Annotated in this window: 19 protein-coding genes; 17 read left to right on the plus strand and 2 right to left on the minus strand. The window is 36.9% G+C overall.

Annotation, left to right across the window (positions count from 1 at the left end):
* The first annotated feature begins 88 nt into the window (after nucleotides 1–88).
* The 5 genes from C8C76_RS02495 (at nucleotide 89) to pepF (ending at nucleotide 5,993) form a co-directional block, all read left to right on the plus strand.
* On the plus strand, nucleotides 89–211 hold the full coding sequence (locus C8C76_RS02495) for a desulfoferrodoxin FeS4 iron-binding domain-containing protein (protein ID WP_076543520.1): 123 nt from the start codon (nucleotides 89–91) through the stop codon (nucleotides 209–211).
* A gap of 196 nt (nucleotides 212–407) precedes the next feature.
* Nucleotides 408–1,799 (plus strand): asparagine--tRNA ligase, encoded by a 1,392-nt coding sequence (asnS, locus tag C8C76_RS02500; RefSeq protein ID WP_108138344.1) that lies wholly within the window; start codon nucleotides 408–410, stop codon nucleotides 1,797–1,799.
* Between the two features lie 31 nt (nucleotides 1,800–1,830).
* A complete protein-coding gene (locus C8C76_RS02505) occupies nucleotides 1,831–3,681 on the plus strand; it encodes an FAD-dependent oxidoreductase (RefSeq protein WP_108138346.1) in 1,851 nt (616 codons plus the stop codon).
* On the plus strand, nucleotides 3,674–4,204 hold the full coding sequence (locus tag C8C76_RS02510; RefSeq protein ID WP_108138348.1) for a methylated-DNA--[protein]-cysteine S-methyltransferase: 531 nt from the start codon (nucleotides 3,674–3,676) through the stop codon (nucleotides 4,202–4,204). Before C8C76_RS02505 ends, C8C76_RS02510 begins: the two co-directional genes overlap by 8 nt.
* Nucleotides 4,197–5,993, plus strand: a complete 1,797-nt coding sequence (gene pepF / locus C8C76_RS02515; protein WP_108138350.1) for an oligoendopeptidase F — start codon at nucleotides 4,197–4,199, stop codon at nucleotides 5,991–5,993. The genes C8C76_RS02510 and pepF overlap by 8 nt, the downstream gene beginning before the upstream one ends.
* Nucleotides 5,994–6,055: 62 nt before the next feature.
* On the opposite strand, the gene C8C76_RS02520 is transcribed toward pepF, so the two are convergent.
* Nucleotides 6,056–6,850, minus strand: coding sequence for an alpha/beta hydrolase (locus tag C8C76_RS02520; RefSeq protein WP_108138352.1), 795 nt, complete (start codon nucleotides 6,848–6,850; stop codon nucleotides 6,056–6,058).
* 167 nt (nucleotides 6,851–7,017) lie between these two features.
* Here C8C76_RS02520 and pepV point away from each other — a divergent pair, with 167 nt between their 5' ends.
* From pepV to C8C76_RS02540, 4 genes are read left to right on the plus strand one after another with little or no spacing between them, the layout of a single operon-like run.
* On the plus strand, nucleotides 7,018–8,427 hold the full coding sequence (gene pepV, locus C8C76_RS02525) for a dipeptidase PepV (protein ID WP_108138354.1): 1,410 nt from the start codon (nucleotides 7,018–7,020) through the stop codon (nucleotides 8,425–8,427).
* Nucleotides 8,420–9,733 carry a M18 family aminopeptidase gene (locus tag C8C76_RS02530; RefSeq protein ID WP_108138356.1) on the plus strand — a complete coding sequence of 438 codons (1,314 nt, stop codon included), beginning with the start codon at nucleotides 8,420–8,422 and terminating at the stop codon, nucleotides 9,731–9,733. Before pepV ends, C8C76_RS02530 begins: the two co-directional genes overlap by 8 nt.
* Before the next feature lie 15 nt (nucleotides 9,734–9,748).
* Entirely contained in the window at nucleotides 9,749–10,963 is a 1,215-nt protein-coding gene (locus tag C8C76_RS02535) for a MalY/PatB family protein (RefSeq protein WP_108138358.1), read from the plus strand.
* Between the two features lie 21 nt (nucleotides 10,964–10,984).
* Nucleotides 10,985–12,205, plus strand: a complete 1,221-nt coding sequence (locus tag C8C76_RS02540; RefSeq protein ID WP_108138360.1) for an NAD(P)/FAD-dependent oxidoreductase — start codon at nucleotides 10,985–10,987, stop codon at nucleotides 12,203–12,205.
* A 74-nt stretch (nucleotides 12,206–12,279) separates the two neighbouring features.
* Here the strand turns inward: C8C76_RS02540 and C8C76_RS02545 are convergent, their stop codons facing one another.
* Nucleotides 12,280–12,627 (minus strand): YlbF family regulator, encoded by a 348-nt coding sequence (locus C8C76_RS02545; RefSeq protein ID WP_108138362.1) that lies wholly within the window; start codon nucleotides 12,625–12,627, stop codon nucleotides 12,280–12,282.
* Between the two features lie 112 nt (nucleotides 12,628–12,739).
* Between C8C76_RS02545 and C8C76_RS02550 the strand changes: the two genes are divergently transcribed.
* From C8C76_RS02550 to C8C76_RS02585, 8 genes are all read left to right on the plus strand, one after another.
* Nucleotides 12,740–13,927: an FAD-dependent oxidoreductase gene (locus C8C76_RS02550; RefSeq protein WP_108138364.1), complete on the plus strand. Its 1,188-nt coding sequence runs from the start codon at nucleotides 12,740–12,742 to the stop codon at nucleotides 13,925–13,927.
* 166 nt (nucleotides 13,928–14,093) lie between these two features.
* Nucleotides 14,094–14,375, plus strand: coding sequence for an acylphosphatase (locus C8C76_RS02555; protein WP_108138366.1), 282 nt, complete (start codon nucleotides 14,094–14,096; stop codon nucleotides 14,373–14,375).
* A gap of 77 nt (nucleotides 14,376–14,452) precedes the next feature.
* Complete coding sequence (pncA, locus tag C8C76_RS02560; RefSeq protein WP_108138368.1) at nucleotides 14,453–15,049, plus strand: bifunctional nicotinamidase/pyrazinamidase; 597 nt, start codon at nucleotides 14,453–14,455, stop codon at nucleotides 15,047–15,049.
* A 79-nt stretch (nucleotides 15,050–15,128) separates the two neighbouring features.
* Nucleotides 15,129–16,268 (plus strand): THUMP domain-containing class I SAM-dependent RNA methyltransferase, encoded by a 1,140-nt coding sequence (locus C8C76_RS02565; RefSeq protein ID WP_108138370.1) that lies wholly within the window; start codon nucleotides 15,129–15,131, stop codon nucleotides 16,266–16,268.
* A 9-nt stretch (nucleotides 16,269–16,277) separates the two neighbouring features.
* Nucleotides 16,278–17,213 (plus strand): DMT family transporter, encoded by a 936-nt coding sequence (locus C8C76_RS02570; protein ID WP_108138372.1) that lies wholly within the window; start codon nucleotides 16,278–16,280, stop codon nucleotides 17,211–17,213.
* Nucleotides 17,200–18,213 carry an aspartate-semialdehyde dehydrogenase gene (locus C8C76_RS02575; protein WP_108138374.1) on the plus strand — a complete coding sequence of 338 codons (1,014 nt, stop codon included), beginning with the start codon at nucleotides 17,200–17,202 and terminating at the stop codon, nucleotides 18,211–18,213. Before C8C76_RS02570 ends, C8C76_RS02575 begins: the two co-directional genes overlap by 14 nt.
* A gap of 267 nt (nucleotides 18,214–18,480) precedes the next feature.
* The gene (locus C8C76_RS02580) at nucleotides 18,481–20,157 is read left to right on the plus strand and encodes a ribonuclease J (protein WP_108138376.1); all 1,677 of its coding nucleotides are present in this window, start codon (nucleotides 18,481–18,483) and stop codon (nucleotides 20,155–20,157) included.
* Between the two features lie 105 nt (nucleotides 20,158–20,262).
* On the plus strand, nucleotides 20,263–21,042 hold the full coding sequence (locus C8C76_RS02585) for an undecaprenyl-diphosphate phosphatase (RefSeq protein ID WP_108138377.1): 780 nt from the start codon (nucleotides 20,263–20,265) through the stop codon (nucleotides 21,040–21,042).
* Nucleotides 21,043–21,056: the final 14 nt, after the last annotated feature.

Genomic DNA, 21,056 nt, shown 5'->3' on the forward strand with positions numbered 1-21,056 from the left:
CGTATAATTAAAACAGGCAGTTTTTAAGATAGAATTTACTTACTGCTCAAATTTTATTATTCTAATTATACTGTGAGGAGGCTAAAAGATGAATGTAAAGAAAAAAGGCGAAGTTTATCGCTGTGAAATTTGTGGTAATGTGGTTGAGGTTAAAGAAGCTGGTGGAGGCGAACTAGTATGCTGTGGTGAGCCAATGAAATTAGAAGAATAATTAAAAAATAATTAGGGCCCGGGGTTTATACTCCGGGCTTTTAAGTGCTTTTAGTTTGAAATTAAAATAATTTTTAATTATTTCTTAAAGGATTTCGCTCTGCTTGCGAGAAGTTATAATAATAGAAATTAATCAAAAAAGATGTGGATTTTAAATCAAATAGTTTTAATAGAATATTGGGGAGGAAATTTTTAAAATGAATTATTTTGAAAGAAAAAAAATAAAAGATATACTTGAAGATAAGATCGACAGCTACCAGGATGTTATTGTCATGGGCTGGGTGAGAACTAAAAGAGTTTCAAAAAATATTGCCTTTATAGAGATTAATGATGGAAGTGCACTTAAGAATCTGCAGTTAGTTATTTTAGATCCTGATGCTCATCCGCTGGCTGAGATAAATACTGGTGCCAGCATTAAAGTAAAAGGTTATATAGATAAAGTTGAAGGTAGAGAACAGGATGTAGAGATGAAGGCCGAAGAAATTGAAGTTATTGGTGAAGCACCGGAAGATTTTATTCTACAGAAAAAAAGACACAGCTTTGAATTTTTAAGAGAAATTGCTCATCTGCGGGCAAGAACTAATACTTTTGGTGTGGTTAACCGCTTCCGCAGCAAAATGTCTTATGCAGTTCATAACTATTTTTATAATAAAGACTTTAAATACATCCATACTCCAATTATCACCTCCGGAGATGCAGAAGGGGCAGGAGAAGTTTTTAAGGTATCCACACTTGATTTTGAAAATCTTCCCCGCACCGAAAAAGGTGAAATTGATTATTCTCAGGATTTCTTTACTCAGGAGACCGGTCTTACGGTTAGTGGGCAGCTGGAGGCAGAACTTCTGGCTACAGCTCTGGGAGATGTTTATACTTTTGGACCAACTTTTAGAGCAGAAAATTCTAATACATCCCGCCACGCTTCCGAATTCTGGATGATTGAGCCGGAGATGGCTTTCTGTAATTTAGATGAGATGATGACTTTAATGGAAGATTTTATTAAAAATTTATTTAAATTTGCCCTGGAAGAAGCCGAGGAAGAAATGGACTTCTTTAACCAGTGGATTGATGAGGGCCGCCGCGAAATGATCGAAAATATTATTGAGGCTGATTTTGGCCGGATCACTTATACTGAGGCAATTGAAATTTTAGAAAACAGTGATCAGGATTTTGAATATCCGGTCAGCTGGGGTGTCGATCTGCAGTCTGAGCACGAAAGATACCTGACAGAAGAACATTTTAAAAAGCCAATAATGGTTAAAGATTATCCAAAAGAAATTAAAGCTTTTTATATGCGTCAGAATGATGATGGTAAAACAGTTGCTGCAGTGGACTGTCTGGTGCCAGGAGTCGGCGAGATTGTTGGGGGCAGTCAGCGGGAAGAAAGATACGATAAGTTAAAAAGTAGAATGGAAGAGATGAACATGGACCTGGAAAAATATGATTGGTTTTTAGATATCAGAAAATATGGTTCAGTTCCCCATTCTGGTTTTGGCCTTGGTTTTGAAAGACTGCTGATGTATTTATCTGGAATGCAGAATATTAGAGATGTTATTTCATTCCCTCGTACACCAGGTAATGCTAAATTCTAATTAATTGAGCAATCAATAGAGGAGAAAAGAGATGCTGAAAAAGCGAAAAATATTTTTGAATATATTTATTATCCTAATACTGGCGGTAACTTTTCTGCCTGTGAACTCTGCCGCAGAAGAAATCAACAGTGAAATTTTGATTTATTCAGCTGAACCAGAAGGAGTAATTGCAGCTGTTGCTGCTGCAGAAGAAGGTAAAAAAGTCACTCTGGTAATGACCAGAGAAAAACCAGGCGGCCTGATGACTTATGCCGCCTTAAATTTCCTTGATTTAAATTATGATCAGAAATCTAATAATATAAATCAGGGTTTATTTAACCGCTGGCATCAAAAAGTTGGTTCAGCTATCTCTTTTTCTCCTCAAAAAGCAGAAACAGCATTTTCGGAAATGCTGGCTGCAGAAGAAAATATACAGGTTATAAATTCTGTCGAGCTGCAGCAGGTTAAAACCAAAAATAAAAATATTGAATCTATAAAAGTAAAAAAAGATAATCAACTATATAACTTAACTGCTGATTATTATATTGACGCCTCTCAGGATGGTGACCTGGCAGCTGCAGCTGGTGAGGAATTTTTTCTGGGTACAGCTGATATGAATTTAAAAAATAGCTGGATGGCTTCTACTCAGATTTTAAGATTTTCAGATGTTAAACCGGCTCTATTAAAGCAGGCTGTTAGAAATAATAAATATCAGGCAAGTCATTTTCGAGATGATCATGCCTGGGGCTTTTCTAACTTTGGCAAAAGCTATCGGCCTCAGGCTGATAATTTAAGACTGCGGGGCTTAAATATAGTTTTTATCGAGAATAATGGTGGCTATGACGCCTATATCAATGCTCTGCTGCTTTTTAATGTTGATCCCCTTTCGGAGTCTTCTCTCCAGCAGGCAAAGAAGAAGGCTGCAGAAGAAGCGGAATTGATTTTGTCCTATCTTCAGCGAAATCTAGAGGGGTTTTCGGGAGCCAGTTTAGATAAACTACCACCAGAACTCTATCGAAGAGAAAGCAGACATTTTTTAACAGAATATCAGTTAAAAGCAGGAGACTTATTCCGGCAGAAAATTTTTCCTGATACCATTACTTTAGCTTCTTATCCACTTGATTATCAGGCAGCTGCTCATGATTATCCTGGCTTTGTACTTTTTAACCCTGAGTATTACGGGATACCTCTCAGGTCATTAATTGCCCGTAAAAACAAAAATTTAATGATAGTTGGGCGGAGCAGTGGTTATAGTTCACTGGCAGCAGCCAGCAGTAGAGTTTTACCAGTAGGGATGAACACTGCTGAAGCAGCTGCAGTTACTGCTGCAGAAGCTTTAAATAAAGATAAATCTCTGCTTGAACTTGCTGAAGATCAAGCAAGTCTGGATAAGATTCGGTCTCGGTTGAATATTGAACTTAGTAATTATCCTGCAGAAGCTCCAATTATCAAAGATAAAAAGCTCCTTCAGAGTCTGGAAAAACTTCTTTCCTGGGGAATTACCATTGGTGGTTATAATAATAATTTCAAACTGAATATCCCACCAACCGAAAAAGAATTTACAGCTATTGTTTTAAAAATTATGCAAAAAAAAGAGGCAGAAATTCTTTATGAATGGGTGCCCGGCAGTTTAGAAACCTTAAGTAAAAAGCAGAAGCTAAGTACAACCGCTGCTTTAAAACTGCTGCTGGCAGCTGAAAGTCAGCGGGTTCTAGAAATGGACCAGGAAAATTATTTAAAGAGAGCTGAAGAATTGGAATTAATACCCGCTGCTTTAAAAGAAATTTTTGTTGAAGATAGAATAATGAGTCGGAAAGAGATGATTATTCTGGCAGCAGATTATCTAGAGCGCTTTAAGACTCCATCTGATTTGAAATATATAAGGGGTGAATATTTTGACTAAAGACAGCTACCATACATATTATCCCTCGCCAATAGGTATTTTAAAAATAGAATTTAATAATCAGGCTTTATTAAAAATTGAGTTTGATGACCACCTGAGAGAAGTAAAAAACAACTGTCAGAAGAATTTTTATGAAGATCCGGAAATTTTAAAGATTTACAATCTGATTTTTGACCAGTTAAATCAATATTTTATGGGTCAGAGGAATGTATTTGATATTCCTATTCAGCTCAACGGAAGTCATTTTGAACTGAAGGTCTGGAAGTTTATTCAAAAAATTCCCTACGGCAAAACTTTTTCTTATCAAGAACTGGCTGCAGCAATCGGAAATCCTGGAGCAGCAAAAGCAGTTAGACATGCCAGTTCGCGAAACCCGATTGCAGTAATTATCCCCTGCCATCGAGTAGTTGCTTTAAACGGAGGCACTAAAGGTTATCGCGGTGGAGTCTGGCGCAAAGAATGGCTTTTGAAACACGAAAATAATAAAAGTAAACATTTAGAAAGGAAGATTTCTTTTGTCTAAAGAATTAAAGCAAAGAGAAGAAATTGATGATAAATACAAATGGAATTTAAATGATATTTATGCTGACGATCAGAGTTTTGAAAACGAACTGGAAAAAGTGCTTGCAGAAGTTAAAAATATTGAAAAATTAAAAGCAGATTTTACAGATAGTGCAGATAAGTTACTTGCTGCCTTAAATAAAATTATCAAAATTGAAGAAAAAACTGCCCGGTTATATGCTTATGCACATATGAAATATGATCAAAACACCCAGCAGGAAAAATATCAAAATTATAAAAATAAGGCAATGATGTGCTATAACAAATTATCGAATTCAACTTCATTTATGGTGCCTGCAATTATTCAGCTGGGAGAAGAAAAACTTGCACAGTATAAAAAAGAAAATCAGGAGCTTGAATTTTTTAATCACTTTTTTGATAATATTTTAAGACAGAAAGAACATTATCTTTCTGCCAAAGAGGAAAAGATTCTGGCTTTAGCCGGTGAGGTTACTCAGAGTTCAGAAAATATATTCAGCATGCTGAATAATGCAGATCTTCAATTCCCACTGATTAAAGATGAAAACGGGGAAGAGCTGCGTCTGACTCACGGCAGATATATAGATCTATTAAAAAATGAAGATCGAAGAGTTAGAGAAGACGCCTTTGAAGGAATGCACGGGGAATATCAAAAACTGGAAAACACTTTTGCAGCAGTGCTTGACAGCTCGGTTAAGGGAGATATTTTTTATGCCCGGGCCAGAAAATATGACAGTGCCTTAGAATCTGCTCTTGATAGTGATAATATAAGTACAGATGTCTATAATAATTTAATCGATACTGTTTCTAATAATCTGAAGCCGCTGCATCAGTACATGGAGCTGAAAAAAGATCTGCTGGAGCTGGATGAGCTCCATATTTATGACACTTATACTCCTTTAATCAAAGAAATTGATCTCAAATTTAAATATGAAGAAACAAAAGACATTATTAAAAAAGCGGTAAAGCCACTTGGTGAGAATTATATTAAAACAGTCGAAGAGGGCTTTAACTCAGGCTGGATTGATGTCTATGAAAATAAGGGTAAGCGCTCAGGAGCCTATTCCAGCGGCTGTTATGGAGTTCACCCCTATATTCTGATGAACTATACTCAGGATATCAGCAATCTCTTTACTTTAATTCATGAGATGGGACATGCCATGCACAGCTACTACTCTAATAAAAACCAGCCCTATTTATATGCTGATTATAAGATTTTTGTAGCTGAAGTAGCTTCAACTTTAAATGAGAATCTGCTTTTAGATTATATGCTGGAAAACGCAGAAAGCAGCGAGGAAAAACTCTATCTATTAAACTACTTTTTAGAAGGCTTTAGAGGTACAGTCTACAGACAGACCATGTTTGCTGAGTTTGAAAAGAAGATTCACGAAAGGGTAGAGGCAGGAGAAAGTTTAACCTCCCAGACAATGAAGGGAATGTACAGGAATTTAAACCAGAAATATTTTGGTGAAGCGCTGGTTATTGACGAAAAGCTGGATTATGAGTGGGCCAGAATCCCTCATTTCTACTATAATTTCTATGTCTATAAATATGCTACCGGTTATTCCGCAGCAGCAGCTCTGGCCGAAAAGATTCAGACTGAAGGGCCAGAGGCAGCGGCTAATTATTTAGAGTTTTTAAAGGCAGGAGGCAGTGACTATCCTCTCAACATCCTGAAAAAAGCTGGAGTTGATATGGAAAAATCAACTGCTATAGAAAATGCAGCTGCTAAGTTTAAAAAGTACTTAAAACAGCTGCAGGAATTAGTTTAATGCTCAGTCAATTTTAACAGAATTATTCATTTATGATTATCAACTTCAAGTAAAAGAAATTTTTATTTGCTGAAGAAATTTATAATATCACTGGCACATCTTTCTTTTTCAAGATCGTTGGTTATTACATGGGGTGATTTTTGATAGATCTTTTGGTCTACTAAAAATTGTCCCATTTTTTTATTTAAAAAATCCTTGATCTGATCAGTGGCTACCTGTTCATCATTACTGGAAAGGATCAGCTGGGTTGGAGATTTAATTTTAGGAACAGCCTTTCTTCCCTTTTTCATTAACTTATATAATTCAGCCAGAGCCTCAGGATAGTAATTAAAGCTGTAATTGTTGTGGTAGTCAATTTCTTCTGCTGATAAATCAGCCTGATTAATTTGAAAATCATTATCCAGTTTTTTAACAAAATATTTAAGGTATGGAGCAAAGGCAATATTTTTATTGGCTGTATAAAAGGCTGGAGCTACCAGTGATAATTTTTCCACTTCAAAATTTGAAGCTACAAGTGCTGCCAGCAGTCCACCCATGGAAAGACCAGCCAGGTAGATATTTTGATAATCACTTTTTAGATAAAAATAGCTGTCTACAGACTTACGGAGCCACTGCTCGGCACTGCTGTTTAAAAAATCTGATCTATTGGTTGCGTGTCCGGGTAGTCTCGGAACATAGACTGGTAAGTCAAGTTCCTGATAAATTTTTTTGGCGATATAATTCCAGTTGCTGCTTTTACCCCCAAAACCGTGGAGCAAAAGTACGGCTGTACTTTCTTCTTGATTATTAAAACCATATTTAATTTCTCTTCCCAGAGGATTAATTGTGGTTGATTTTTTGATTTTATCTAATTTCAATTTTACGACCCCCATTATTGTCTTTTCTTTCATCATATTACACCAGACATTGAATTTCAAAGAATATTATTTTAAATTCATAAATAAAAGTGATAGAATATTATTTAGAAAATAAATTTAAACTGCAGGAGGTGAAAGTTTAATAGTTAAGACTATTAAACTCAAATATGAAAGATAAAATTAGAGAAAGAGCAGAATTTTTAAGAGATAATATGATATTAAGTACTCAGGAGCTGGTTAGAATACCGAGTGTTGAGGCAGAAGCCGAAGGAGACTTCCCTTATGGTAAGAATGTCTATCAGGCTCTGGCTAAAGCAGTAGAGATTTCTGAGAACTTAGGTTTTAAGACAAAAAACATCGACAATCAGGCAGCTCATGTAGAGATGGGTGAGGGAGAGGAAATTCTTGGCCTGCTCTGCCACTTAGATGTGGTACCAGAGGGTAGTGACTGGACCTACCCACCTTATGCTGCCGAAATTCACGATGGTAAAATTTATGGAAGAGGAACTATTGATGACAAGGGACCGGCAGTAGCTGCGCTTTATGGAATGAAAATTGTGCAGGAGCTGGGAGTTAAATTAAATAAAAAAGTAAGATTAATTCTCGGTACAAATGAGGAATCCGGTATGGCTTCTCTTGATTACTATTTTAAGAAGGAAAAAATGCCAGATCTGGCCTTCAGTCCCGATGCCACTTTTCCGGCCATTCATGCTGAAAAAGGAATTTTGGATCTTAAATTTTCAGCAGAAATCGAGGAAAAAGCGGCTAAAGAAGGAATAAAGTTAATAGAAATTAAGGGCGGCAATGCAACCAATATGGTTCCCGATTATGCAGAAGCAGTTATTAGCGGTATCGAAAAGGAAGAACTTAAGGAGCTGCTGAAGGAGCTTGAATATGATCAGGATGAATTGGAAATTAAAGCAGAAAATAATAATATAATACTGGGCTATCACGGTATTTCTGCTCACGGCAGTATGCCAGAAGATGGCAAAAATGCGATTTCTTATTTAATTGATATCTTAGCTGAACTTCCCTTTGTGGCTGCTGGTGTTAGAGACTTTTTCAGTTTCTATAAAAATAAAATAGGTCTGGAATATGATGGTGCTTCAATTGGCTGTAAAGATCAGGATGATGTCCCGACAGCTTTAACTTTTAATACCGGAATTATTAAAGGTGATCAGAGTAAAATCCAATTTATAGTCAATATCCGCTACCCGGTTAAATCAAGTGCTGAGAAAGTAGTCAGTGATATCAAAACTGAGCTCACTGATTTAATTGCTGTTGAATTACTGCGAGATGCTAAACCTCTGTTTGTAGCCAAAGATGATCCTTTTATTAAAAAGCTAATGGCAGCCTATCAGGAATTTACCGGTGATGACAGTGAGCCAATAGCAATTGGTGGTGGAACCTATGCCCGTAAAGTTAAAAAAGGAGTAGCTTTTGGTCCGCTATTTCCGGGACAGCCTGAGCTGGCACATCAAAAAGATGAACATATTGGTATTGATGATCTGGTTAAAAGTGCTGCTATTTATGCTAAGGCAATTATTGATATTGCCGGGGTGAAAAGAGATGAATAAAGATGCAGTAGAACTGATAGAATTTATTAATAATTCACCGACTGCTTTTCATGCAGCAGCTGAAGTGGAGAAAAGACTAAAAGGGGCAGGCTTTAAGCAGCTTGATCCGGCTCAGAAATGGAAATTAAAAGAGGGAGAAAAATATTTTGTCAGCCGTAATGACTCTGCTCTAATAGCATTTATAACCGGAAAAGACTTCCTGAATCAGGGTTTCAGAATTATTTCTTCTCACACTGACAGTCCGACTTTAAAAGTTAAACCAGACCCGATAATTAACAGTGAGGGGCAGTATGTTTTAAATACTGAAATTTATGGAGGCCCCATTTTAAATACCTGGTATGATAGAGAACTGTCTCTGGCTGGAAAAATTGTGCTCAAATCCAAAGATTCTTTTGAACTGAAAGAAGAATTAATTGACCTGGAAAAAAATCTGGCTGTGGTTCCCAATCTGCCAATTCACCTTAATAAAGATGTTAATCAAAAAGGGAAAATTGATAAAAAGAAAGGTCTGCGGGCACTAATTACTCAAAATTTAGACTCTAAGGAGAGTGGAGGAGATTCTGATTCAGAAGCTGAATTAAAGCTGAAGGATTTAATAGCCCAATTATCCGATTACAGGGCAGAAGAAATCCTGGAAGCTGAGCTCTATCTTTATCCAACCCAAAAAGCGCAGTTTTTAGGTCCTAAAGATGAATTTATTGCTGCCGGCCGCCAGGACAATCTGGCAATGGTTCATGCTTCCTTAGAGGCCCTCTTAAGCTCTAAAACAGAGGACTGGACACAGATGGCTGTTTTTTATGATAATGAGGAAATAGGCAGTCATACACCCCAGGGAGCTGATTCTCCCTTTGCCGGCAATTTGATTGAGCGGGTAATCTATAATCTGGGAGCTAAAAGAGAAGATTATTACAGGATTATCGAAAAGTCCTTTTTAATCTCTGCTGATATGGCCCATGCAGTTCATCCTAACTTCAGTGAAGAATATGATCAAAATAACAGAACTTTACTTAATCAGGGGCCGGTAATTAAATATAATGCTAATTTGAAATATACAACTAATGCCAGTACAGCTGGAGTTTTAATTGATCTGATGGAGAAAAATGAGATTCCCTATCAGCTTTATACCAACCGCAGTGATAAGCGCGGAGGCTCAACAATTGGACCTATAGCAGCAACTCAGCTGGGAATAAAGAGTATAGATTTAGGAAATCCCCTGCTGGCAATGCACTCCAGTCGCGAGCTGGGCGGCAGTAATGATCAGAAAGAGATGATAAAAGTAATGACTTTATTTTATCAGGAAAATTAGACAGGAGGAGTTACTTTGCAAAACTTTAACTTTTCAAAATTAGAAAATAGAGAAAATACTATGGCTGCCAAATGGGATAAGCGAGCAGAAATTTTTGGCAGCGAAGATGTTTTACCACTCTGGGTGGCAGATTCTGACTGGCAGACAGCTCCGGCAGTTAAGCAGAAATTAATTGAGCGAGCTGAAGCGGGAATTTTCGGCTACAGTTTTGCTGATCAGAGCATCTACCAGGCAGTAGAAGACTGGCTGCAAAAAAGATTTGAGCTCAAAATCGACAGAGAGTGGCTGCTCTTTGATACAGGAGTAGTACCTGCAATTAACTTTACTTTAAAGGCTATTACAGAAGAAAACGATGCTGTAATTATTCAGCCGCCTGTATACAGGCCCTTTTTTGGAGCCGTAAAGGCCAATAACTGCCGACCTATTAAAAATGAATTAATAAAAGAAGATAATCATTATCAGATGGACTTAGCTAACTTAAAACTTGAAATTAAAAAAGCAAAAGAAAAGGGAGAGCGGGTAAGAGCAATGATCTTCTGCAGCCCTCACAATCCAGTTGGTCGGGTCTGGCAGGAAGATGAGCTGCTTAAACTGCTGCGTCTGCTTAAAAAAGAAGATATTTATCTTTTAAGTGATGAAATTCATTCTGACCTTATTTATCCAGGCTATAAGCATCAGCCGGTACTTAAACTGCTGCTGGCCCGGGAAGAGTTTAAAGACTACCGACAGAAGGTTGTTTCTTTTATGGCTGCCAGCAAAACTTTTAATATTGCAGGTCTGCATACATCTTATACGATCATTGAATCTAAAAAGCTGCGTCAGGCCTATAATAAGGCAAAAGAAGGTTTTGGAACCGGCAACAGCCCCTTTGGTCTACTTGCTTTAAAAACTGCCTATAATCAGGGGGAAGAGTGGCTGGAAGCACAGCTTAAGTATTTAGAGTCAAATTATAATTTCTTAAAGGAATATCTTCAGGAAAGGCTGCCTCAAATTAAAGCTGTTGAGGCGGAAGGTACTTATTTAGTCTGGCTGGACTGTTCAGAACTTGGTTTTGAAAATGATGAGCAGCTAATTGAATTTATGAATAAAAAGGCAAAGGTGGGGCTTAATCCAGGCCGCTGGTTTGGAGATGCAGGCTCAATGCATATGCGCTTAAATCTTGCCTGTCCCCGCGAGAGATTAAAAGAAGGACTGGATAGAATCAAAGAAGCGGTTAAAAATAATCTTTAAGAAGGGAAAGGAAGTTTTGTTTTGACAGATCTTATTGTAATTGGAGGTGGCCCGGCAGGAATGATGGCTGCACTGCAGGCTGCCAGAAAAGGAAATAAAGTTAGCTTAATTGAAAAAAATAAAAATTTGGGTAAAAAACTTTTGATTACCGGTAAAGGCCGTTGTAACCTGACAAATTATTCGGATTTAAATCAGCATATTAAGAATATAATTGATAATCCGGAATTTATGTACAGCTCTCTGGCTGAATTTGATGCCTACAGACTCTATTATTTTTTTGAAGGTCTGGGACTGCCTTTAAAGATAGAAAGAGGAGATAGAGTTTTTCCAGAGTCGAACCGCTCACAGGATGTTTTAAAAGTTCTGCAGAAAGAGTTATTTAAAGCTGAGGTTGAAATAATTCAGGATGAAGTACAGGCGATCTTAACAAAAGACAAAAGAGTTCAGGGAGTAAAGTTAAAATATCAGGGCCAGCTTAAAGCTGACAGAGTGATTTTAGCAGCAGGCGGCAGTTCCTATCCTCAGACTGGCTCTGACGGCAGCGGATTTAAACTGGCTCAAGCTTTAGGCCACCAGATTATTAAACCGGAGCCCGGACTCTGTGGTTTAAAAACAAAGGAAGACTGGATTTATCAGGCTAAAGGTCTAAAATTAAAGTATGTAGAGCTCAAACTACTAAAAGCAGGCAAAGAAATCTTCAGCCAGTTTGGAGATTTAGAAATCAGAAGCAGCTACTTAGATGGGCCAATTGTTATTTCAGCCTCAATGCTTATAGATGATGATCCTGAAAAATACCAGCTGGCAATTGATTTAAAACCAGCACTTGATTATCAGACACTGGATCAGAGAATTCTTAGAGACTTTGACAAATATGCCAATAAATATTTCGGCAACAGTCTGGGAGATCTGCTGCCCCAAAAAATGATTCCTTTAATTATTGAGCGGTCTTCAATAGATTATAAGAAAACAGTAAACCAGATTACTGCAGCTGAACGGGAAGAACTGATACAATTATTGAAGAATTTAAAATTAAATATTAAAGCAAAAAAGGGATTTGAACGGGCAATAGTTACAAGAGGTGGAATTAGCACCGAAGAGATTGATCCGAAAACAATGGAATCCAGGTTGATTGATGGTTTATATTTTGCAGGAGAGGTTATAGATCTGGCAGCAATGACCGGAGGGTATAACCTGCAGATTGCATTTTCAACAGCTTATAAGGCAGGAAATAGTATAAATTAAACAGAAAAAAACCGCAGCCAGCTGACTGCGGTTCTAATTTGCAAATTAAATTGCACTTTTTCTAAAATGTTTTTTTACTCAGCGTCTTCTTCATTACCCTGAAGTTTTTGAGTGATTACCTGATTAACAGAGTTCATCAGCTGATTAAAGTGATTTTGAGCTTCATAGAATTCAGAGATTTTATCATTCTGCTTCATTTTTTGTTCCATCATCTGTAATTCCTGCTTCTGCTCATCGCTAACTTCCTGACCATTCTGCTGCATCATCTGCACCTGCTGGTACTTAGCGTTTAAATTATCGAGCATTGACTTTGCATCTTCATCTTCAACCATAACTTCTTCTTTCTCTTTTAAATCCTGAAATTCCTGTGAGCCTACAATTGCCTCTGCAAGTTCTTCTGCATGTTCCATTACTGTTGCCATTAATATTCACCTCAAATTAAATATTTAATTTCTTTTTCGTTTAACAACCATATTTATGTTAACATCCACTACAACTTATGTCAAATAAGAATAGCATTAGGGGGAATTTATTATGTCAAATGAGTTAAAAATTGAAGTTTATTCTAAAGATTGGTGTCCATACTGCAAAAAGGCCAAAGCTTTTTTAAAAAGTAAGGGCTTAAGTTTTACTGAGATTGATATTAATGAAGGGAACAACTATGAGGTGATGCAGGAGAGAACTGGAAATAAAACTGTACCTCAAATTATAATCAATGATCAGAGCCTGGGGGGCTATGATGATATAATTGCTCTGGAAAATAAGGGTGAATTTAATGCCTTGATCGGAAAAGATACTAAAGATCTTTCTCAAAAAGAATGGGAACTGATTATTCTGGGAGCAGGCCCGGCAGCTTTAAATGCAGCATTATACGCAGCCCGCAAAGGTATAGATCTACTTTTATTAACCAAGGATATAGGTGGTCAGGTAATTACTACTAATGAAATTGATAATTATCTTGGTAAAGCAGATACAACTGGAGCTGAGCTGATTTATGATTTTTGGGACCATATAGCAAAATACGAGGTAGAGACAGTTATTGGTGAAGAAGCAGTTGAGGTAGCAGACGGTCAGCCTGGTAAAATTGTTAAAACAGATAACGGCAAAGAATATGCAACTAAATCTGTGATTGTTGCTACTGGAGCTCAGAAGAGACATTTAGGTATGAAGCAGGAATATGTACTAACAGGTAAGGGAGTCCACTACTGTGCCAGCTGTGATGCTTTTCTTTACAAAGGTCAGCCAGTGGCAGTTGTTGGTGGAGGAAATTCCGGCCTGGAAGCTGCTTTAGATCTTGCCAAAATTGGCTGTGAGGTTGATTTGATTGAGCTTCAGGATAAATTGATGGGGGATGAATACCTGCAGGATAGAGTAAATGCCAGTGAGAAGATTACTGTCCACACTTCAACTACCGTCGATCAGATCATTGGCGAGGATAAACTGGAATCTATTGTAATTAAAAATATAAGTAATGAGTCAACCAAAGAGCTGGATGTTAATGGTCTGTTTATAGAAATAGGACTGGTAGCCAACAGTGATTTTGTCAGCAGTCGAGTAGAAACCAATAAACAGAAAGAAATTATAATCAATGAGAGAAATGAAACAGGTGTTGAAGGTATCTGGGCTGCAGGTGATGTAACAAATATTATAGATAAGCAGATTATTATTTCAGCAGCTGAGGGTTCTAAAGCAGCCTTGAGGGTCAATCAGTATTTAGGTTAAGAAATAGCTGATATTATTAATTTAACTATGAGTTAATTTAATAATATATATCAAATAAGAGGCGGGTCATTTCTTTATAAGAGAGGTGGCCCGTTTTTTTAAGAAAAAGAAATTTGCCAGATATTATAATACTATGTATAATATAAACAAATGGAGGTGGATTAAGATGGCTGCAGAAAAAATTCAAAAACATGTATTTATTTCAGGTAGAGTTCAGGGAGTTGGTTTTAGAGCTTTTACCCGCAGTCAGGCAGCTGCTTTGAATATAAAAGGCTGGGTTAAAAACCTGGCAGATGGTAGAGTAGAAGCTAAAGTCCAGGGAAAAGAGAGTAATGTTGATCAAATGCTCGCTAAATTAAAAAAAGGTCCTTCATTTGCTCGGGTTGATAATTTTGAAGCTGAAACAGAAAAAGCTGATGATTTTAGTGATTTTGAAATACGTTTCTAATTAATTTATTTAAAGATGAATTTAAGCTAAGCAAAATTTTAAGCTTAAGCTGGAAAATCTGTAAAGAGGTGATTAAAATGGCTAAAGCATTACTGGCTGTTGATTTGCAGAATGACTTTTATGAAGATGGTGCTCTGGCTGTGCCTAATGCTTCTGAGATTAATCCCAAAGTCAATGAACTTTTAGAGTCAGATAAATATCAGCTAATTGTTGGCTCACAGGACTGGCACCCCACTTCACACCTCAGCTTTGCTTCCAATCATGGAAAGGATCCATTTACTCCTTATAGTGATGAGCAGGGACTGGGTCCTGTCTTATGGCCGGATCACTGTGTACAGCAGACTGAGGGAGCAGAATTTAATTCTGAAATTAAAACAGTCAACTTTGACTATATACTGCGCAAGGGTACAGATAAAGAGGTTGATAGTTATTCAGCCTTTCAGGATAATGATGGTACAGACCTGGGACTGGCCGGACTATTAAAATCACTTGAGATAGATGAAGTTGATATAGTAGGCTTAGCCTTTGATTACTGTGTTAAATATACTGCTCAGGATAGTGTTAAAAATGGTTTTAAAACCAATATTATTCTGGCTGGTACTAGAGCAGTAAATCCAGAAGAGCTGCAGAAGCTAAAAAAAGAATTAAAAAAGGCAGGAGTAAATTTAAAGTAAATAAGATTTTTTAAAACAATTTAAAGTAAATAAAGAGGTTAATAGAAGTAAATAGTGGTTAAAAAAGGAGAGAATTTTTTTGGATAAAATAGAACTTATGGCGACCAGTACTTTTGGAATGGAAGCCCTGGTAAAAAAAGAAATAAATGATTTAGGTTATGAGATTACAGAAGTTAAAAATGGAAGAATCACTTTTGAGGCCGATCTGCAGGCAATTCCCAGAGCCAATTTATGGCTGCGAACTGCGGAAAGAGTTCTTTTGAAAGTAGGAGATTTTAAAGCCCGTGACTTTGATGAACTTTATGATGGTGTCAGAAGTTTGGACTGGCCCGGGTGGCTGCCTGAAAATGCAGAATTCCCTGTCAGTGCCAAGTCCATTGATTCACAGTTGAGCAGTGTTCCTACCTGTCAGTCAGTTACAAAAAAAGCTGTAGTAGACAGGCTGAAAGCGGAATACCAAAGAGAATGGTTTGATGAAGATGGTCCGCTTTATCCGATTGAGCTGGCTTTATATAAAGATCGAGCAATTTTAACAATTGATACTTCAGGTACCGGACTGCACAAAAGAGGTTATCGTGAGCTTTCAGTTAAAGCTCCGATTCAGGAGACTATTGCTGCCGGGATGGTTTATTTAAGCCGCTGGGATAAAGATAGAATTTTAATTGATCCCTTCTGTGGTTCAGGAACAATTTTAATCGAAGCAGCTATGATGGCCAAAAATCAGGCTCCAGGCTTAAAAAGGAAATTTAATTCCGAAAAGTGGCCTGTTTTTGAGGACTTTGAATGGCCCCGGGCTCGTGTTGAAGCTAAAAAAGCTAAAAAGATCAATGTAGAGCCACGGTTGATTATGGGTTATGATCAGGACCCGGAAGCAATCAGTATTGCCCGCTATCATGCCAAACAGGCAGGGGTAGAAGATATAATTCACTTCCAGGAACAAAAGTTTGCGGACTTTTCTACCAACCGTAAATATGGTTATGTAATTACTAACCCTCCCTATGGAGAAAGAATGGGAGAAAAAGAAGAAGTCGAAGAGCTTTATCGAGAAATGGGAGAAAAGTTTAGAGCTTTAGAGACCTGGTCCTATTATATAATCACCTCTCATTCTAAATTTGAAGAATTATTTGGTAAAGAGGCCAGCAAAAGAAGAAAATTATATAATGGTGGGGTAGAGACTCAGTATTATCAGTACTATGGTCCCTGGCCGCCGAAGAACTGAGGCAATTAAATGATCAAATTGAGAAAATATTTTCCTCATCTTGCCGGTCTGGTCTTTAGTTCAATATTTGGCTTCTCATTTTTGTTTACCAAGGAGGGACTGGAGCTGATGTCTCCATTCCACTTACTTGGTTTTCGTTTTGCAATTGCCTTTATTACCTTGAGTATTTTGAGAATTGCTGGTATAATAAATATCAATTTGAGGGGTAAAAACTTAAAGAAATTATTTTTACTGGCCTTATTTCAGCCCGGAATTTATTTTATCTGTGAAACCACAGGTATGCTTTATACAACTTCATCTGAAGCTGGAATGATGATTGCCTTAATTCCAGTAGCTGTTACAATTCTGGCGGCAGTATTTCTCAATGAAAGGCCTACCCTGATTCAGAGCTTATTTGTAGCCCTCTCAGTTGGGGGAGTCTTTTTTATTATCTTTAATCGAGGTACAGCACCAATTGACGGTAATTATTTAGGTTTAGTTCTTCTGGGTGGAGCAGTTATAGCTGCTGGTTTTTATAATATTATTTCCAGACAGCTTTCGCTGGAGTTTAAGCCGGTAGAAATTACATATGTAATGATGGGTTTTGGCGCTCTGTTTTTTAACTTAATTGCAATTTTTAGAAAAGACTTTGCCCTGGGCAGTTATTTAAATCTGCTGACAAATACTGATGTTTTAATTGCAGTTGTTTATTTAGGTGTATTTTCTTCGGTAGTTGCGTTTTTTATGATGAATTACACTCTTTCTAAAATCACGGCAGCAGAATCAGCTGTATTTGCCAATCTGACCACAGTTGTTTCTATTATTGCCGGAGTTGTATTTAGAAATGAGCCGTTTTTTAAATTTCAAGTAGTGGGAGCAGTTTTAATCATAATTGGTGTCTGGGGTACAAATTACTTTGGGCGCCCCGTAGTAGAGAAAGGAGAAGAAATTTATGAGAAAGTATAATGTAGCAGTAGTAGGAGCAACAGGTTTAGTAGGTAGAGAAATGCTTAAGACTTTAAGTCAGCGAAATTTTCCAATTGATCAGCTAAAGGTGATTGCATCTGAGCGTTCAGAGGGTAAAAAAATCCAATTTGAAGATAGAGAATTAACTGTAGAATCTGTAAAAGAAGGTACTTTTGAGGGAATAGATATTGCCCTATTTTCTGCCGGGAGTGGGGTTTCTAAAGAGGTAGCTCCTCAGGTAAAAAAGGCAGGAGGGATTGTGGTCGATAACAGTAATGCCTTTAGAATGGACCCAGACTCTCCTCTAGTTGTACCGGAAGTTAACGGAGAGGATTTAAAGGACCATCAGCAGATTATTGCCAATCCAAACTGTTCTACAATTCAGATGGTAATGCTCTTAAAGCCGCTTGCTGAAAAATATGGCTTAAAAAGGCTGGTTATTAATACCTATCAGGCGGTGTCTGGAGCCGGAAAAAAAGCAGTTGATGAGCTGATAGAACAGACCAAGGCTTATTTAAATCAGGAAGAAATAAAAAATGAAAAGTTTAACCATCAGATTGCCTTTAATGCGATTCCCCAGATTGATGTCTTTTTAGATAATGACTATACCAAAGAAGAGATGAAGATGGTAAATGAGACCCATAAAATTTTACATGACCCTGATTTACCGGTAACAGCGACCTGTGTTCGCATACCTGTAATTTTTGGTCACGGAGAGTCTTTAAATATTGAACTGCAGAATGATTTCAAAATAGAAGCTGTTAAAGAATTATTTAGTCAGACAAAAAATGTAGACGTAATTGATAATCCTGCAAAAGAAGAGTATCCACTGCAGATTGATACTGAAAATAATGATAATGTATTAGTCGGCAGAATTAGAAGAGATAATTCTGTAGAGAATGGGATCAACCTCTGGCTGACAGCAAATAATCTGCGCAAAGGTGCTGCTTTAAATGCTGTCCAGATTGCTGAATATTTAGTGGAAAATGATCTGGTTTAGAATATAAAGAGATTTTCTTAAAATTATAAAAGCTTAATTCTGCTTGTTTTTTATTAAAATTCTATGTATAATAGTATTAACGCTTTGGACGGGTTTCTATTATATTTTAAGTTACAGGCAGAATTAAGTATTTTTTTTGTGTAAATTTAGTTGAGTATGATTAATAAAAAAATAAATATGTAAGTTAAGAAGTCAAATGTTTAGAGTTGTTGTAGAATTTAGTTTTTGATTTGTTTTAAAATACTATGGAGGTGTTTTGTTTTTTAAATGAGTGATAACAATAAAATAAATAATGTTTCAATGACCAACTTAGGTGGAGTCGGAGAAATTGGAAAGAATATGTGGGTTCTGGAAATTGACGATGAAATGTTGATAATTGATTCGGGTGTTAAATTTCCAGAAAATGACTTACTTGGAATAGACCTGGTGATTCCTGATTATGACTATGTGATTAAGAATAAAGATAAGATTAATGGAATTGTTTTAACACATGGACATTTAGATCATATAGGTGGACTGCCGTATTTATTAAAGGAGATTAATGTTCCTATTTATGGTACAAAGTTAACTCTTGGTCTTTTAGAAGGTAATTTAAAGGAGCACAGACTTTTAAAAGATACAAGACTAAAGGTTGTTCATCCAGGTAAACAGTATCAGGTTGGTAATTTTGGTGTGGAATTTGTAAGAGTAAATCACAGTATCGCTGATACCTGTGCACTTGCTATCGAAACTCCGCTGGGATCAATTGTTTATGCCAGTGATTTCAAATTTGATCAGACTCCTATTGATGGAGAAGTTGCAGATTTTCACAGACTGGCGGAACTTGGTGACAGTAAAGAAGGAGTATTAGCTCTATTTTCTGATAGTACTAATGTTGAGCGTGAAGGCTATACTCTTTCCGAAAAAGTTGTTGGAGAAACAATTGATGAAATATTTAGAGGTTCGCGCGAAAGAATAATTATTGCTACCTTCGCTTCCAATATTCACCGGGTTCAGCAGGTGGTTGACGCAGCTTTTAAATATAATCGAAAAATTGCTTTTTCCGGCCGCAGTATGCTGAATAATGTTGATATAGCCCGCAGACTTGGTTATTTACAGATACCTGAGGATATGATAGTTGATATTAGAGATATTGGAGATCTTCCTGACAATAAAGTAACTTTATTAACAACAGGAAGTCAGGGTGAGCCTTATGCAGCTCTAACCAGAATGTCTCGTGGTGACCATTACCACATCAACATCAAAGAAGGAGATACAGTTATGATTTCTGCTTCTGCAATTCCCGGTAATGAAAAATTTGTTGGTCAAACTATCAACAAACTTTACCGCCGTGGAGCTAATGTAATTTATGAAGATGTTTCTGGTGTTCATGTTTCCGGTCATGCCAGTCAGGAAGAGTTGAAGTTAATGCTTAATCTGGTTAAACCGAAATATTTTGTGCCGGTACACGGTGAATACAGACATCTATACAAACATGCAGATCTGGCAGAAAAAGTTGGCATACCACGTGATAATATCTATATTTCCGATATTGGGGATAAGATTAAATTCACTGAAGATAAGGTCGAAAAAGACTACAATGTTCAGTCAGGTGATGTATTAATTGATGGCCTGGGTATTGGAGATGTCGGTAATATTGTCTTAAGAGATAGAAAGTTATTGTCTGAAGATGGGATAATAATTGTAGTTGTAACTATTGATAAACACGGCAATATCCTGGTAGGTCCAGATATTATTACCAGAGGCTTTGTTTATATCAGAGAATCAGAAGAATTGATTGAAGCTGCAACTAAGAGAGTTGAGGATGCACTAAAAGACTGTGAAGAAAATAATGTAACAGAATGGTCAGTGCTCAAAAATACAATCCGCAATTCATTAAACAATTATATCTATCAGAAAATAAAAAGAAATCCAATGATTTTACCTGTAATTATGGAAGTATAGAAACTAAGATTAAATTAACCAGCTGTGTAAAAACAGCTGGTTTTAAATTTGAACATATGTTTCTAAATGTGCTATAATATAGAAATAGAAGAGGAGGAATAAAAATTGAATAGTTTTCAGGCAGTTTTCCTGGGTCTAATCCAGGGTTTAACAGAATTCATTCCGGTCAGCAGTTCCGGACATTTAGTAATTGCGCAGCATTTTTTTGAGATTCAGGAAGAACAAATTTTATTTAATGTAATTTTACATATCGGGACCCTGATCCCAATTTTTATTATTTTCTGGCAGGATATTAAAGATATGCTGTTATTAAAAAAAGAAAAGCGAAAAGAAACTTTTTACATACTTCTGGCAATTATACCGACTGGTATCATCGGAGTTTTATTTGAAGATTTTTTTGAAAGACTCTTTTCAAATGCTTATTTAACGGCTTTGATGTTAATTGTGACCGGTCTTATTTTATATGTCACTGAAAAAATTGATGGAGGAGAAAAAGAAGTGGAAGAGCTGAAGTTCTGGCAGCCCTTATTAGTTGGCCTGGCACAGGGCGGTGCAATTATCCCCGGTATTTCTCGCTCCGGGACAACAATTGCAGCTTCTTTATTTCAGGGTTTAAATCGAGAAGCAGCAGCCAGATTTTCATTTTTGATGTCGATTCCCGTCATAGGTGGTGCCGGCTTTTTACAGTTTTTAAATGTAGTAGAAAGCGGTAGTTTTAAGCTTGAGCTAAAGATAGTTTTACTTGGGTTTTTCTCCGCAGTGATTTCAGGTTATCTGGCAATCAAAATTTTACTGAAGGTGCTGGCAGAAAAAAAGCTGGATTATTTTAGTTATTATTGCTGGCTGGCAGCTGCAGCAGTTATTATTATCAATTTTATTTCTTAGACTTAAGGAGGGGC

Source organism: Halanaerobium saccharolyticum (genome assembly GCF_003053565.1).
In the GTDB taxonomy this organism is placed as follows: Bacteria; Bacillota; Halanaerobiia; order Halanaerobiales; family Halanaerobiaceae; genus Halanaerobium; species Halanaerobium saccharolyticum_B.

What these genes read in the sequence shown, in the direction of transcription:
- C8C76_RS02555 (WP_108138366.1), top strand. Translation starts at nt 14,094, where the DNA reads ATGGCTGCAGAAAAAATTCAAAAACATGTATTTATTTCAGGTAGAGTT.
- C8C76_RS02530 (WP_108138356.1), top strand. Translation starts at nt 8,420, where the DNA reads ATGAATAAAGATGCAGTAGAACTGATAGAATTTATTAATAATTCACCG.
- C8C76_RS02575 (WP_108138374.1), top strand. Translation starts at nt 17,200, where the DNA reads ATGAGAAAGTATAATGTAGCAGTAGTAGGAGCAACAGGTTTAGTAGGT.
- C8C76_RS02505 (WP_108138346.1), top strand. Translation starts at nt 1,831, where the DNA reads ATGCTGAAAAAGCGAAAAATATTTTTGAATATATTTATTATCCTAATA.
- C8C76_RS02580 (WP_108138376.1), top strand. Translation starts at nt 18,481, where the DNA reads ATGAGTGATAACAATAAAATAAATAATGTTTCAATGACCAACTTAGGT.
- C8C76_RS02545 (WP_108138362.1), bottom strand. Translation starts at nt 12,627, where the DNA reads ATGGCAACAGTAATGGAACATGCAGAAGAACTTGCAGAGGCAATTGTA.
- C8C76_RS02550 (WP_108138364.1), top strand. Translation starts at nt 12,740, where the DNA reads ATGTCAAATGAGTTAAAAATTGAAGTTTATTCTAAAGATTGGTGTCCA.
- C8C76_RS02495 (WP_076543520.1), top strand. Translation starts at nt 89, where the DNA reads ATGAATGTAAAGAAAAAAGGCGAAGTTTATCGCTGTGAAATTTGTGGT.
- asnS (WP_108138344.1), top strand. Translation starts at nt 408, where the DNA reads ATGAATTATTTTGAAAGAAAAAAAATAAAAGATATACTTGAAGATAAG.
- pncA (WP_108138368.1), top strand. Translation starts at nt 14,453, where the DNA reads ATGGCTAAAGCATTACTGGCTGTTGATTTGCAGAATGACTTTTATGAA.
- pepV (WP_108138354.1), top strand. Translation starts at nt 7,018, where the DNA reads ATGAAAGATAAAATTAGAGAAAGAGCAGAATTTTTAAGAGATAATATG.
- C8C76_RS02570 (WP_108138372.1), top strand. Translation starts at nt 16,278, where the DNA reads ATGATCAAATTGAGAAAATATTTTCCTCATCTTGCCGGTCTGGTCTTT.